Annotated in this window: 17 protein-coding genes; 2 read left to right on the top strand and 15 right to left on the bottom strand. The window is 34.7% G+C overall.

Annotation, left to right across the window (positions count from 1 at the left end; all coding sequences use genetic code 11):
- The 15 genes from ACILQF_RS04350 to ubiE form a co-directional block, all read right to left on the bottom strand.
- Positions 1 to 569: 4Fe-4S binding protein (locus tag ACILQF_RS04350; RefSeq protein ID WP_395626188.1), on the bottom strand; the 569-nt coding region annotated here is incomplete at its 3' end.
- A gap of 62 nt (positions 570 to 631) precedes the next feature.
- Positions 632 to 1,702 (bottom strand): NADH-quinone oxidoreductase subunit NuoH, encoded by a 1,071-nt coding sequence (gene nuoH, locus ACILQF_RS04345; RefSeq protein WP_395626187.1) that lies wholly within the window; start codon positions 1,700 to 1,702, stop codon positions 632 to 634.
- Positions 1,703 to 1,771: 69 nt separating this feature from the next.
- Positions 1,772 to 2,578: a glutamate racemase gene (murI, locus tag ACILQF_RS04340; protein ID WP_395626186.1), complete on the bottom strand. Its 807-nt coding sequence runs from the start codon at positions 2,576 to 2,578 to the stop codon at positions 1,772 to 1,774.
- A gap of 123 nt (positions 2,579 to 2,701) precedes the next feature.
- Positions 2,702 to 3,253, bottom strand: coding sequence for an OmpH family outer membrane protein (locus tag ACILQF_RS04335; RefSeq protein ID WP_395626185.1), 552 nt, complete (start codon positions 3,251 to 3,253; stop codon positions 2,702 to 2,704).
- Between the two features lie 45 nt (positions 3,254 to 3,298).
- On the bottom strand, positions 3,299 to 3,826 hold the full coding sequence (locus ACILQF_RS04330) for an OmpH family outer membrane protein (protein WP_395626184.1): 528 nt from the start codon (positions 3,824 to 3,826) through the stop codon (positions 3,299 to 3,301).
- A 129-nt stretch (positions 3,827 to 3,955) separates the two neighbouring features.
- Complete coding sequence (locus ACILQF_RS04325; RefSeq protein WP_395626183.1) at positions 3,956 to 6,499, bottom strand: outer membrane protein assembly factor; 2,544 nt, start codon at positions 6,497 to 6,499, stop codon at positions 3,956 to 3,958.
- A 61-nt stretch (positions 6,500 to 6,560) separates the two neighbouring features.
- Entirely contained in the window at positions 6,561 to 7,301 is a 741-nt protein-coding gene (locus ACILQF_RS04320) for an isoprenyl transferase (protein ID WP_395626182.1), read from the bottom strand.
- Between the two features lie 236 nt (positions 7,302 to 7,537).
- A complete protein-coding gene (locus ACILQF_RS04315) occupies positions 7,538 to 8,329 on the bottom strand; it encodes a DUF6089 family protein (protein WP_395626181.1) in 792 nt (263 codons plus the stop codon).
- 16 nt (positions 8,330 to 8,345) lie between these two features.
- Positions 8,346 to 9,230 carry an NAD kinase gene (locus tag ACILQF_RS04310; RefSeq protein ID WP_395626180.1) on the bottom strand — a complete coding sequence of 295 codons (885 nt, stop codon included), beginning with the start codon at positions 9,228 to 9,230 and terminating at the stop codon, positions 8,346 to 8,348.
- Positions 9,231 to 9,239: 9 nt separating this feature from the next.
- Positions 9,240 to 9,902, bottom strand: a complete 663-nt coding sequence (locus ACILQF_RS04305; protein ID WP_395626179.1) for a CBS domain-containing protein — start codon at positions 9,900 to 9,902, stop codon at positions 9,240 to 9,242.
- A gap of 9 nt (positions 9,903 to 9,911) precedes the next feature.
- Positions 9,912 to 10,670: an alpha/beta fold hydrolase gene (locus ACILQF_RS04300; RefSeq protein WP_395626178.1), complete on the bottom strand. Its 759-nt coding sequence runs from the start codon at positions 10,668 to 10,670 to the stop codon at positions 9,912 to 9,914.
- 101 nt (positions 10,671 to 10,771) lie between these two features.
- On the bottom strand, positions 10,772 to 11,224 hold the full coding sequence (locus ACILQF_RS04295) for a GatB/YqeY domain-containing protein (protein WP_395626177.1): 453 nt from the start codon (positions 11,222 to 11,224) through the stop codon (positions 10,772 to 10,774).
- A gap of 118 nt (positions 11,225 to 11,342) precedes the next feature.
- On the bottom strand, positions 11,343 to 12,098 hold the full coding sequence (locus ACILQF_RS04290; protein WP_395626176.1) for an SDR family NAD(P)-dependent oxidoreductase: 756 nt from the start codon (positions 12,096 to 12,098) through the stop codon (positions 11,343 to 11,345).
- Between the two features lie 39 nt (positions 12,099 to 12,137).
- Positions 12,138 to 12,881, bottom strand: a complete 744-nt coding sequence (locus tag ACILQF_RS04285; protein WP_395626175.1) for a PorT family protein — start codon at positions 12,879 to 12,881, stop codon at positions 12,138 to 12,140.
- Positions 12,878 to 13,609, bottom strand: a complete 732-nt coding sequence (gene ubiE, locus ACILQF_RS04280; protein WP_395626174.1) for a bifunctional demethylmenaquinone methyltransferase/2-methoxy-6-polyprenyl-1,4-benzoquinol methylase UbiE — start codon at positions 13,607 to 13,609, stop codon at positions 12,878 to 12,880. The genes ACILQF_RS04285 and ubiE overlap by 4 nt, the downstream gene beginning before the upstream one ends.
- 139 nt (positions 13,610 to 13,748) lie before the next feature.
- Here ubiE and yihA point away from each other — a divergent pair, with 139 nt between their 5' ends.
- Together yihA and ACILQF_RS04270 are read left to right on the top strand one after the other, a co-directional pair.
- On the top strand, positions 13,749 to 14,351 hold the full coding sequence (gene yihA / locus ACILQF_RS04275; protein WP_395626173.1) for a ribosome biogenesis GTP-binding protein YihA/YsxC: 603 nt from the start codon (positions 13,749 to 13,751) through the stop codon (positions 14,349 to 14,351).
- Positions 14,352 to 14,416: 65 nt separating this feature from the next.
- Positions 14,417 to 14,894, top strand: a 478-nt coding sequence (locus ACILQF_RS04270; RefSeq protein ID WP_395626172.1) for a UbiA family prenyltransferase, incomplete at its 3' end; no start/stop codon positions are given.

The following is a 14,894-nucleotide window of genomic DNA, read 5'->3' as shown; positions in this document are numbered from 1 at the left end:
GGAAGCATGCTTACTTGTTTTGCTGCAAGTCGGTCGGCATTAAGTTTTTCAAGTGCTGAACGCTTTTCATCGGCCTCTTCAGCGGTCATATCTGAAAACTTATAGGTCATTTCGCTTAAGTCAGACATACTCCGATCATAAGTATCAGTCATTACAATACATTCTGTGGGGCAAACGACCGTGCATAAACCACAGTACATGCATTTTCCCATATCGATATCGAATTTTGCTGCATATAGTCTTTTGGTGGTACCATCAGAGGTTTTACCAATTGCTTCGGTAGACTTAATACTCTCAATCTCAATACAATCAACGGGGCATACCTTGGCACAAAGATCACAAACAATACAGTCGTCCATTTCCACATCCAGTTGATATCGCCCAACGTCCGGAACAGGCAGCTTTACATGCGGATATTGTATAGTGGTAATACCTGACTTTTGCGAGAAATAGTTGGGATCGGATATTGCTTTCACCTTTCTGCTTTCTGTTGCAGCAAAAATGTGACCTAGCGTTAATCTTAAGCCTTTAATAACTGTATTAAACACATTTAGTACTGTTCTTATCATTTTATATGGCTTATTATTTAAGCCTATTTTTAATTAAAATTATCAATATAATTTCAATGGTATTACATCATGGTTAATCGCCAAATTCCGGAAATGAGCATGCACAAAAATGCGAGTGGAGTTAAAACTTTCCAACAAAAACTCATCAATTGATCTACACGAAAGCGTGGCAGAGTCCATCTAATCCAAATTTGCACCGCCACTACTGCCAATGTCTTAAAAAGAACCCAGAATATTCCCCAGCCCATTCCTGTTGTCCAACTTGCAAGAGGTAGCTTGTTAATATTAGGCAGCGGACTATTCCATCCGCCAAGAAAAAGAACTACGCCAATCATCCCGACTAAAAACATCATGGAGTATTCGGCTAAAAATATAAATGCAAACCTCAATCCCGAATACTCAATATGAAAACCACCAACCAGTTCAGATTCAGCTTCAGGAATATCAAAGGGTGCACGATTACATTCGGCCAAGGAGGCAATAAAATAAATAAGATACGCTAGAATAAGATGAGGTGCCTGAAAAATATTCCAAGCAAAAAATCCACCAATTGTCTTTACCTCCCAAATACCAAAAAACTTAACCGACTCTAGTGAAAGAATGCCTTGCTTGATTGTAATTTCTTGTAAATTTAAGGTTTGAGAAATCATTATAACCGATAAAATTGAGATGCCGGCAGGGATTTCATAGGAAACCATTTGAGCAACGGAGCGCATAGAGCCAAGCAGAGCATATTTATTATTCGAGCCCCACCCTGCCATTAAAATACCAAGAGTTTCAACGGATAGAATGGCAAAAATATAGAAAATACCTAGGTTTAGAGACGCTGGAATAAGTCCCGGAGCCCATGGCAATGCCGCAAATCCTAAATAAACTGAGACAAATATGATGATTGGAGCTAAAATAAAAAGGACTTTATCTGCGGCTTTTGGGATTATAAACTCTTTTTGGAGCATTTTTAGAATATCAGCAAATGACTGCAAGGAACCATATTTACCAACTTCCATTGGTCCTAAACGATCCTGTATAAAAGCGGAAATTTTACGCTCTGAATACACAGCAAACAAGGTAAACAAGGAAGTAAACACAAATAATGCACTTGCAACTAGTATGTATGTCAGATAGAAATTCAATTTATATGCTTTATGTATACAAACTTAAATAATCTGGGTAAAATTGCAGTGTAATTCATGCTATAAAACTTAGTCCCAGATTGGCTTATAAGATAAATGAATTTTCTCACCAAAAAACAAGCGCGTGCTAGTAGCAAAAGATGGTGTATAATCAGAAATATAGAATTGATGTTTTTTTATCGGGCCAGTATTAAGTAGTTCGAGACTAGTTAAACGTTCTTTAAGATGCTGAGCAACAATTTCAGCAGTATTTATAATTTCCACCTTACCTTTGTAAAAAGCTTGTATTTCAGGCTTTATCAGGGGATAATGGGTACATGCTAATATTAGACTATCAATCTTTTTCAATTTCGAGGAAGATAGATAAGAGTTAATAACAGTATTACTGATTGTATTATTAAAAAAACCTTCCTCAATCATAGGAGCTAATAATGGTGTAGCCAAGGAAGATACTTGAATTTCAGGATTTATAGACTTAAATTTTTTTGCATAAATATCAGAGCGAATCGTTGACTTTGTTCCAATCACCCCAATTCTTCCATGCTTAGATGAGCTAGCAAGCAATTCAACCACAGGATCAATTACATTTACAATTGGAACTTTATCCCCCAAGAAATGAAGAAGTTCATGATAAGCATGCGCAGAGGCCGTATTGCAGGCAATTAAAATCAATTTGCATTTTTTATCCAACAAGAACTTAGCAATCTTAAGGCTATAAAATTTTATTGCTTCTGGCGACTTATCCCCATAAGGCATGTGGGCTGTATCGCCGAAGTATATTAATTGTTCTTTAGGCAGAATCTTGCGAATGGCATTGGCCACTGTAAGTCCCCCGATACCAGAATCAAAAATCCCAATGGGTAGTGCTGAACTCATTCCCAAAAATAGAATATTATTTTGAACCAATCACGAATAGAAGGTATAATTAGCAAAATCAAATTTTTGAACAAAAAAAAATGCGAGGCAAATAGCCTCGCATTTTTATATAGATCTTACTAATTATTTGGCTGCAGGAGTAGCTGCAATACCCAATTTAGTTTTAACTAGGTTAATTAAATCATCACCACCATCAAAGTAAATCACTCCTGGCTGTGAAACATCAAATACATAAGCAAAGCCCTTTTCTTTCGCAACAGCTTTAACTGCATCTTCTGCTTTCTTAAAAACAGGCTGATAAAGTTCAGAACGTTTTGCTGTTAACTCTTCTTGAGCTTTTTCTTGAGCTTCTGTAATACGTTTCTCAAGATCTTGAATTGTACCACCAAGACTTGTTAATTCTTTCTCTAGAACAACTCTATTGGCTTCACTTAGCGTTTTGTATTTCTCTTCATAAGTAGTTACAAGTTTTTGACGCTCTGCTCCCATCAACTCAAGTGATGTTTGTTTTGCCTTAGCGTAGGTTTGGAAACTAGCATCTGCAGCCTTCATTTCTGGCATTGCTTGTAAAAGATCTGCCGAATTAATATGACCAAGTTTTTGCTGTGCATTTGCCGCATTCACTGAAAGTATCATTCCTACTGCAAGCACTCCTATTTTTAGTAAATTTTTCATTGTTTTTTTGTAGTCTGTTTTTGTTTATGGTTAGTGAGATTTTATTTATTTGGTTGTACCTGGCTTGTAGCCTAGTTTTGTTAAAACATCATTACTTTTATCTAAACGCGGATTTGCATACAAAAGCGTAATCTCGCTATTTTTATCAAATATCATATCCAGTTGTTGTGCCTCAGCAATTGATTGAACAGCTTTCGAAACACGGTCCTGAATTGGTTTTATCAATTTAGAACGGACTTGAAAAAGTTCACCTTCAAATCCAAATTTCAATCGCTGGAATTCCTTTGCTTCTTGTTCCTTCTGTATTATTTCGTCTTCACGTTTTTTGCGCATTTCACCATTCAGCAATACTTGATCTACTTGATAAGCTTTGAACATATCTTCAATAGCTGCAAATTTAATATCAACTTCCTTTTGCCATTGCTCTGATAAGGCATCAAGCTGCTTCTGTGCTGAATTATACTCTGGAATATAGTTCAAAACATAATCACTATCAACATAAGCGAATCGCTGTGCATATCCTTCAACTCCTGAAAGAACTAATAATAATGCGATTATAACGATTTTTTTCATTTCTGTATAATTATTTTGCGAATTGAAGAATATTTTAAAGTTCAAAATCCAATTTAAAAATCTTAAAATTAAGCTCAAAGCTATTTAAGACGACTTTTTCTATTTACTTTATTATCATAATTAAGTAATTTAGTTAAAGCCTCCATTCATAGCTTGAGAAATACTAAACGTAAAAGGATTTCTTCCATTGTCTGGCAGACCAGGTATTTTATCGAAGGCAAAACCATAATCTATTCCTAACAATCCAAAAATCGGAAGGAATACCCTTGCACCAACACCCGCAGTTCTTCTGATATTAAATGGAGCAAAATTTCTGAAACTATTCCATGTATTTCCACCTTCAGCAAAAGCAAGAACAAAAATTGTTGCACTCTGACTAGCAGTAATTGGGTGCCTTAGCTCCATTACATATTTATTGAAAATAGGGCTTCCAGAACCCTGTGCGATTCTTGGGTCAGCTCCTGCAGGAATAACTGAATTATTAGCATATCCACGCATGGCAATAATTTCAGATCCTTGAAGGAAGTCGAAACCTTGCATACCATCACCACCCAACTTAAATCGCTCAAATGCTGACTGTCCTACAGCTTGATTATAAACACCTAGAAATCCGAATTGAGCTTGTGCTTTAAATATCAATTTACCATATATTCTTTGGAACCATTGAGATTCAAATTTCCATTTATGATATTCAGTAAAGCGATACTTCTCTTTATCGGTTGCAACAACATAATTTGTATTATTAAACAAAGAATAAGGAGGTGTAGCCTGAATAGTTAACTTTAAATTAGAACCAGAAGTTGGGAAAATTGGTGCATCAATAGAACTTCTACTAATTTCCTGAGTTAGATTGAAGTTATAAGAATTACCAGTTGAAAATATAAACTGATTGTAGTTATTCAGAATATACTGCTGTAAATTAATTGAGGTGTTAGCCTGGAAATAATCATCAGGCCATTTCAAACGCTTACCTAAAGAAAAAGTAATTCCATTCAAACGAATTTTCTGCTGATTAATATCAATGTTTTTTAGTCCGTTAGACTGTAGCGAAGTAAATGCGCTAATTCCAAAATAAATAGGTTTTTTACCTCCTAACCAAGGCTCAGAAAATGAAAAGCTATAGGATTGGTAGAACTTACCATTGGTCTGACCTCTAATACTTAACTTTTGACCGTCACCTTTAGGTAGTGGCTTCCAAGCGCTCATATTAAATAAATTTCGTGCAGAAAAATTATTGAAAGTTAATCCTAAAGTTCCAACAACACGACCACCTCCAAATCCACCAGACAATTCGATTTGATCGGATGGCTTTTCAACTACAGTATACTCAATATCTACTGTCCCATCATTGGGATTGATATTTATTGGTTTTGGATCAGTCTTCGTATCATCAAAATTCCCAAGTTGAGCAATCTCACGAGTACTTCTAACAATCAATTCCTTAGAAAACTTCTGACCCGGTTTCGTACGAATCTCTCGAAGAACTACCTTATCATTTGTCAATTCATTCCCCTTAACCATCACTTTATTAATGGTGTATTGAGGACCCTCATACAAACGAATTTCAAGATCAATAGTGTCACCATAAATCTTGGTTTGAACAGGATCAACATTAAACGTTAAATAACCATCATTTAAATAAAGAGAAGAAACATCATCACCTCCGGGGCTATTAGATAATTTCTTATCAAGTTTCTTTTCACTAAAAACCTCTCCTTTTTTAATGGAAAGAATTGCATCCAATACTTGGGTTGAATATTTTGCATTTCCTGCCCAAGTAACATTTCCAAAATAATATTTAGGCCCTTCATATAAATCTATCTTCACACCAATGGTATTTTCTCCGGTACGAAATGTAGTATCCTTGATTATCTCAGCATCTCGGAAACCCTTTTCATGCATTTTTGAGATCATGGTCAACTTGTCTTCATCGTATTTGTTCTGAAGAAACTTCCCTGAACCGAACACCTTGTAAATAGCCCTTTCCTTAGTCTTTTTTAGATATTTTTTGAGCGCACTACTTTTAAAATCTTTATTTCCAGTAAAGCTTACTTCACTAATTTTAACACGGTCATTTTTATCAACTTTAATATCCAAAATGATATTATTCGCTTCTGAGGTATCTTTCCTTTGAGTAATAGTTACATCAGTAAATAAAAAGCCTTTCTCGGTAAAATGTTTTTTGATTATGTCTGTTGTTGTTTTTAGGAGATTCTCATTAACAACCTTACCCGATTTATCATTTAACTTCTCGTTTACATCTGTAATTTCGCCCTTTTTTAATCCTAAGAGTTCAATTTTTGTTAAACGCGGACGTTCAACCACAGCGATTTCAAAAAATACGGTATCAGATCTAATTTCAGTGATATTTAATTTAACGTCATCAAAGAGACCCTGCAACCATAAATTCTTAACTGCGTTAGATGTTGCATCACCAGGAACCGTAACACGATCACCTATAGTTAATTTTGAAATGGTTATCAAAACATCTTTATCCAAAAACTCAGTACCAATAACACTTGTTCCTCCAATAATCAATTCTTTAGGATTAAGGTAGCTTAAATCAGTGTTTGAACTAGGTCTAGCAGGCGTTGGCGTCCCTGTTCGCCCAAACTGAGCCATTGCAGAAGTACCAGTTATTAGTAAGAAAAATAATATAAGAATGCGGTTCATTTGTTGTGTTTAACGGTGCTAAAATAAGCTAATCGCTTGTTAAAAAGTGTTAAAAGTGAAATTAGTTCAATTGCTCACTAGTCATTCCAAAGCGCCTTTCACGTTTTTGGAAATCAATAACAGCCTCAAAAAGGTCCTCTCGCCTGAAATCAGGCCATAATTTCGAAGTAAAATATAATTCAGAATAAGCTATTTGCCATAACATATAATTACTTATTCTATGCTCACCACTCGTTCGAATCATCAATTCTGGATCCGGCATATCTGCTGTATTTAGGTGAGCTGCAAAAAGTTCTTCAGTAATATCTTCTGTCTTTAATTCTCCATCCCTTACTTTGCTGGCAATTGATTTAGCAGCTTCAGTAATTTCCCATCTGGAGCTATAACTTAAAGCAAGTGTTAAAGTACAGTTTGTATTTCCTGATGTTTTTTCAATTGCTTCTTGCAACTGACGAAGACATCTGTCTGGAAGAGAACTTAAATTTCCAATGGCATTCAGTCGTACTCCATTGTCCATTAATGTTTTGGTTTCCTTACTGATTGTAGAAACCAATAATTCCATCAGAGCCATGACTTCAAGCTTAGGACGGTTCCAGTTTTCAGTTGAAAAGGCATAAAGAGTTAAATATTTGATTCCAAGCTCGACAGCGCCTTCAACGGTATCACGAACAGCTAAAACACCGTTTTGATGCCCAAAAACACGCAATTTCCCCTTCTCCTTGGCCCAACGACCATTTCCATCCATTATGACTGCCAAATGTTTTGGCAAACGGTCTTTATCTATCTGTTCAAGTAAACTCATCGACTCTTTTTAACGTAAAATCAGGAACATTTTAACAATAAAAAATATTTTGGTTTGTCATAATTTTAAACCTTTGCTAAAAATCGTCCCAAAATTTAGAAATGCAAAGTTATGACTTAATTATGTTATTCTACTACAAGAAATAAAAAGACAAAGGCGCTTTCAAAAACCATACAATTTTCAATTTATCAAAAGGGAAAAATTAATATTTTCATAAAAATCATTAATTATCACCATTAAAAAGTGGGACAATTAATTGGCACAAAAGTAAAGGTGAGCGATATTCCAGCAAACATATAAGTGTCACGCGGTCTAAAATCACCTCGCTGTGTTGCAGGAATTCCAATATTTGATAATATTGAGCGATCAGACAAAGCTTGAGATATCGGAGTTTTGATGGGAATCACACTAAAATCCGGATATCTCCCACTAATATCATCTAGGTAATCGGTAAATGCCGTGCGATAGCCAATTTCTCCAATTAAATTTAAATTATCACTAATATTATATTTTAGTCCCACACCATAAGGAACACTTATGGCATAATTCTTATAGGTTAGCGCTTCAGTTTCTACTTGCCTAAGCGTTATTTCATCCCCATTGTATTTAGTCTTCGGCTCAAAATTTAGCAATGCTATACCTGTAAACATATAGGGACTAAACCTTTTGTTTTCATAACTATATATGTCACCAACTAAATATTTAAAAAAGTTAAACTCAACCTGCATCGACAGCTCAGATACTGCTGAATAAAAATTTAAATTCCTATCTCTCTGACTTTGATTTGTTGATTTGGCATCATCTCCCTGTATTTTTCCATTCATATAGGCCAGTTTTGCCGACCAAAACCCGTCGAAATTTCTTTTTAATTGTGCTCCAAAGGCAAAATCAGTAAATTTTTGAGGTCTAATAGGATTAATATCTCCCATATATCCTGAACTCCCTAAAAAACCACCCACTTCCCATGTTTGTGCCGAAACCACGGTAGTACCTAAAAAGAAGAAAACAATAAATATCAATCTATGCATTTAGTTTAGGCTAGCTTCAGTAATTTCTGGTATCAATTCCCCAAAGTAATTTATTTCTTAACGTAGATAAATAATTTTCATTATTTAGCCTAATTAAATTAATCCCAAAATCAGCCTTTTTAATACTCACTTTAATGGAAGTATCAATTACTTCAGTCCTTGAATCACAAGTCAAGAGATATTTTGAGCTCCTTCCTTCGATTTCAAAAGAAAGCACATTATTATCCGACAGAACGATGGGTCTAACGTTTAAATTATGAGGTGAAATTGGGGTAACTACTATATTTCCAGAACCAGGAAACATAATTGGCCCCCCACAGCTCAAAGAATAGGCTGTAGAACCTGTTGGCGTGGCTACAATTAAACCATCTGCCCAATAAGAATTTAAAAAATCACCGTTAAGATAGGCGTGAATAATCATCATTGCAGAGGTATCACGCTTATGAATGGTAACATCATTTAACGCAAAATTTTCATTCCCAAATAAATTAAGTTCAGATTCGATACAGAGCTGAACTCGTTTATCTAAGGTAAAGTCCTTGTTAATCAGACTTTTAATAGCAGAGGCTATTTCGTCTTTATTTACACTAGCTAAAAAACCTAGTCTGCCAAAATTGATTCCAATAACAGGAATATTCGAATCACGTATTAATGTAACTGTATCTAATAATGTACCATCCCCACCTAGGCTAATCATAAAATCAACTTGTGATGAAATAAGATCTTGATGATTTTGGTAGGTCTGAAGCTTCTTTGATGAATATATTTTACCGCTTATGAACTGATTGTATTTATCATGAACATAGGTTTCAATATCATGCTCAGCCAGAATATTAAAAATCTGTTGAACATGCGGTAATACAGTATTATTGAATTGCCTGCCGTAAATTGCAATCTTCATGTTGATTTATTAAATATCGAGGTAATTCATAAGCTGATCATATCTATCGCTTGTACCATCGTAAGATTTGATATCATTAAAGGTGGCCTTTACCACATAATTGTACCTAAGAAAGGATGCTATAATAGATGATATTTCTGTCCTATTGAGCTTAAGAGTTATTTCAAGTCTAGTAGAATCAGGGAACGACTCAACAAAAGAACTTAAAATCTGTGCATTATCAGATTCAACAATTTGCGCTATATGCGACAAAGAATTATTTCTATTATCTACCTCAAGTACAATAATTCCACCTGGATCTTTTGCAGAGGTAAGAGTAGCCAAGTGCTCAATAATTGTATTGATGGAAATTACTCCTTTATAGTTTTTATTAGCATCAAGAACAGGTAGCAGACTTAATTTTTGTTCATAAAAAAGTCGTATTACATCATAGATATGCTGCTCTTCAAATACAAATGGACTATATAAAGATAAACTAAGCGCAGCTGTGGGCAGGGTATGATCAGAAACTTCTAGAATATCATGGTCAGAAACAAGACCCATATATTGATTATTATCGATTATGGGCAGATGGTTTACCCGAAAATCAGACATCTTATCAATAAGCTTCTGTATAGGATCAGAGGACCTTACTGGTGTAATGGCATCAGATATAAGTTCATGTGCATACATAGTATAAATTTAATAAATGCGATCTAAAAACTTTTTTAAATATGCATTAAATTCAAGGGGTCTTTCCATCATTGGGGCGTGACCACATTTATCAACCCAATTTAATTCAGAATCAGGTAGAAGTTGATTAAATTCTACTGCAACTTCTGGGGGAGTAATTTTATCGTCTTTACCCCAAATTAAACATACAGGCACTTTGATCTTGTGTATATCCTTGGCCATATTATGCCTAATTGCAGATTTAGCCATTGCCAAAATCTTAATAACTTTGATCCTATCGTTTACGATTTGATAAACCTCATCAACAAGCTCCTTTGTTGCTGTAGCTGGATCATAAAAGGTAAATTGAACTTTTTCTTTAATAAACTCATAATCCTCTCTTCTTGGAAAAGAGCCACCAAATGCATTTTCATACAAACCGGAACTTCCGGTTAAAACCAGAGCTTTTACTTCTTCAGGATGATTTAGAGTATAAATTAAGCCTACATGCCCACCCAAAGAATTTCCAAGAACAGTGATATTTTTAAGCTTTTTATATTTTACAAATTTATGAATAAATTTAGCTAGCGACTTAACCCCTGTTGTTAACAGTGGTAAGTCGTATAAAGGCAATAACGGAATAATAACACGATACTCATTTTTGAATTCATTCACTACATCGGTCCAATTGCTAAGTGCCCCCATCAAGCCATGAAGCAGTATAAGTACCTCACCCTCACCTTCATCAATATATTTAAAACCGTTTTCTTCTTTTATCGAGAACTCCATAGAATTGTTAAGTACATATATTCTGTTTCATGCTAAGATATAATCTAAATCTTAAATAGTATAAAATTAATTTTATACTTAAAGAACAGAATCATTTTTAATTAATTGCCCAATATTTCTTTTACTACTTCAGAAATTGTTTTTCCATCAGCTTTTCCTGCTAATTCTTTATTAACCAAACCCATTACTTTTCCCATATCCTTCATGCTTGTGGCACCTACACGAATAATAGTTTCGTTAATATAAGATGTAATGGCAACACGATCCATTTGCTGTGGAAGGAAGGCCTCAATAACCTGCAATTCCTCATTTTCAATCTCATAAAGATCTTCACGGTTTTGTGCTTGGTAAATATCCGCAGACTCCCTACGTTGCTTAACAAGCTTTTGAAGTACCCGTACTTCCATTTCTTCAGACACACCTGCTTCAGCACCTTTCTCTGTTTTTGCAAGCAATAATGCAGCCTTAATGGCTCTTAGTCCGCGAAGCCGCACACTGTCTTTATTCAGCATAGCTGTTTTTATATCCTGATCAATAGTTTGTTGAAGAGACATTAATTTAAGAATTTAATAATTACTTAGTTTTTTTTAAAATTACACAATCCTAATTACTTGAGAACAATTAAAACAAATTAACAGCAATTGAGGATTGTAAAAACTGTAAAAATAGTCATTATTCCCTCAAAAGATGTGATGTATTAGCCTGAGCAGTAGGCATAACCAAGATATCATTTATATTAACATGTGGAGGACGAGAAGCAACAAACCAAATAGTTTCTGCAATATCATGCGCATTTAGAGCGTCAAAACCTTCATAAACCTTTTTTGCACGTTCTTTATCGCCATGAAATCGGACTTCAGAAAACTCAGTCTCAACAGCTCCAGGATGAATGGCAGTAACTTTAATTTTATAGGGTAAAAGGTCGATTCGCATGGCCTTGTTTAGGGAATCTACTGCATGTTTGGTAGCACAATAAACATTTCCATTTAAATAAGTTTCTTTGCCCGCAATAGAACCAATGTTAATTATATGTCCTGAACCATTTTCAATCATCCAGTTTGAAACCAATTTGGTAACATAAAGCAATCCCTTAATATTGGTATCAATCATTACCTCCCAATCTGTAGTACTCCCAGAATTTATTGGATCTAAACCTTGGGATAAACCTGCATTATTAATAAGTATATTAACTTTCTTCCATTCATCTGTTAACATTTCAAGCTTAGCTACATCTTCCTTTATTTGAACATCCATGGTAATGGTATTAACACGGATTCCAAATTCGGACACTAATTGAGTGGCTAGAGCATCCAAACGTTCGGTTCTTCTACCTGTAAGGATAAGGTCATAATTTTGTTGAGCAAATAGGCGCGCACAAGCCTCGCCAATTCCAGCCGTTGCTCCTGTGATTAAAACTATCTTAGACATAATAATTTAAAATTCGAATTTATAAACTCCATTAGAAAGCTATTCAAAAAACAGACTGAACTGTATATTCCTTATAAATAGCTTATCGATGGGGGCTACATATGGATTTTCCAATCTATCAAAATCTAACAAAACACTCCTCCTAGTTTGAGAGAATTTGATTTCAGGCGACATTTTGAAAAACTCAAAATACAAATCGAAACCTATACCTGCTTCATACCAAAGATTATTTTTAGTGTTTTTTAAAAACTTAGCTTCTGCAATTAAATTGGAGTCATCTCTTTTCTTTTTTGAAATGATATCTAAGGTGTATTTGGCACCTCCAATTACATAAGCTCTAAAGTTTTTTCTTCTATTAGATTTTATTTTTATTCCCAAAGGAAAGTCTATCATAGTCCCTTGAACGACCTGTTGAATAAATAAATTGGAGTCCTCAAATTCATAATCAACAATGGCATCCGAAAAAATCATTCCCGGAGTAAATCTCAGATTCATATTTGTCCCAATTTTATAATCAGAAACGAAGCCTAAACCGAAACCTTGTGTTGGAGGCGAGCTTAAACTCACTAGGGGACTACCAATTAATGGATTTAAGGTATTTGGATCGTTAAAAGGGCCTCTCCAATTGGATATCTTTTGAATTTTATATTCTGATGAGATGTATTTAAAGTGAAACCCGAAATTAACTCTTTCCTGATCTACACCTCCCCCATAATTCTCCTGAGCACGCATTTTGCCGGAAATAAGAAAGAATAGTAATAAGAAAATTGCTTTTATTTTCATTTAACACCCGTATAAATGGAACAAATACCAAACGTTAAAGGACGAAATTGGGTGTTTTGAAAGCCAACTTTCTGCATTAGCATATTAAATTTTTCTCCATCAGGAAATGAGGCCACAGACTCTGGAAGATAAGTGTACGCACTGCTATCATTTGAGAAAATTCGTCCAATAGTAGGAGTAACATACTTAAAATATATATTATAAGCCTGTTTGACTGGAAAAACCTTCGGCTTTGAAAACTCTAGTATTACAGCTTTTCCACCTGGTTTCAAAACCCTAAGCATATCGCTGAGTCCTTTTTCCAAATCTTCGAAATTTCGAACCCCAAAAGCAACAGTCACAGCATCAAAAGTATCTTTTTCAAAAAGTAGTTTTTCAGAATCGCCTAAACGAACTTCAAATTTATCCTGCATTTTACGCTTAATAATCTTTTCTCTGGCAATACTGAGCATACCATCTGAAATATCAATTCCGATTACTTTTTCAGGATTTAGAGTTTTTATAGCTTCAAAAGCAAGATCACCAGTCCCGGTAGCTACATCAAGAATTAAAGTAGGTTTATCTCTCAAAAGTTCCTTAATGGCTGTTTTTCTCCAGATCATATCGATTCCTAGTGATAAGAAATGGTTCAGGAAATCATAGGTACCTGAAATATTATTAAACATACTCGCTACCTGCTCCTTTTTGGTAGCATCAGAATCCTGATAAGGCCGTACAACTTTTGACATGCGCAAAGATAATGGATTCAAGCATGAGATGATAAAGCTATTATAGCTTTTCGTTAGAAAATAATTAAAAATGACCTATAACAGATTGAATTACAGATACAGGCTTTAAACATTGCAGTCATTATTCTACCTTTGCAACATGATCATAAAAAGCGCAGAATTTCAATGCAGTAATACGAGGACAGATAAGTTGCCGCCTCCTGAATTACCAGAATATGCCTTTATTGGCCGCTCAAACGTAGGAAAATCTTCTTTAATTAATATGCTTGTCCAGAAAAAGGGACTTGCAAAAACCTCTCAAACACCCGGTAAAACACAGTTAATTAATCACTTTCTAATTAATGAAAATTGGCAATTAGTTGATCTTCCAGGCTACGGCTATGCCAAAACATCAAGAAGTAACCGTGGAGAATGGCAAAAATTCATAAGTTTTTACCTTAGAAACCGAGAAAATTTACAATGTGTATTTGTTTTGGTTGATAGCCGACTTGTTCCACAAAAAATTGATGTTGAATTTTGTTCATGGCTTGGTGAGAATGGATTACCATTCCAATTAGTTTTTACCAAATCCGACAAACAATCTAAGGTTAAAACAGATCAAAATGTGGCAAAATTTAGAAAATCATTGCTAGAAATTTTCGAAGAGGTTCCAATGCATTATATCACTTCTGCAGAAACACAACAAGGACGTGAAGAGATATTAAACTTTATTAATGATTTAAATAAGTCGTTTACACGTTAAAACGTCTTAAAAAACATAAACCACATAATTAATTTGGCATCCCAGCTCAATTAAAATTTTTGTTCATGAAAAAATATTTTTCTCTGGTATTATTTGCCCACACAATTTTTGCAATGCCTTTTGCATTTATTGGATTTTTTCTTGCTATTTCAAACACAGAACAAGAATTCAACTGGTTTAAGCTTCTTTTAATGGTTTTGTGCATGATTTTTGCACGAAATGCGGCTATGGCCTATAATCGATTTTTAGATAGAGATATTGATGCTCATAACCCGAGAACGGCTGTAAGAGATATCCCATCCGGTAAAATAAGCTCGAACGAAGCTTTAATATTTACCATTATAAATTGCTTTTTTTTTATTGTTACAACCTTATTAATCAATAAAATCTGCTTTTACTTGGCGCCAATAGCGCTAGCTGTAGTACTTGGCTATAGCTATACGAAACGATTTACGCCATTATGCCACCTTGTTTTGGGTTTGGGCTTGGCCCTAGCGCCAATCGGAGCGTATTTAGTTGTGGCAGGCGAATTTACTATGCTTC

The organism is Daejeonella sp., assembly GCF_044232565.1.
In the GTDB taxonomy this organism is placed as follows: domain Bacteria; phylum Bacteroidota; class Bacteroidia; order Sphingobacteriales; family Sphingobacteriaceae; genus Daejeonella.
The sequence above is the reverse complement of the archived record's forward strand: the minus strand, read 5'-3'. Positions and strand labels throughout refer to the sequence as shown.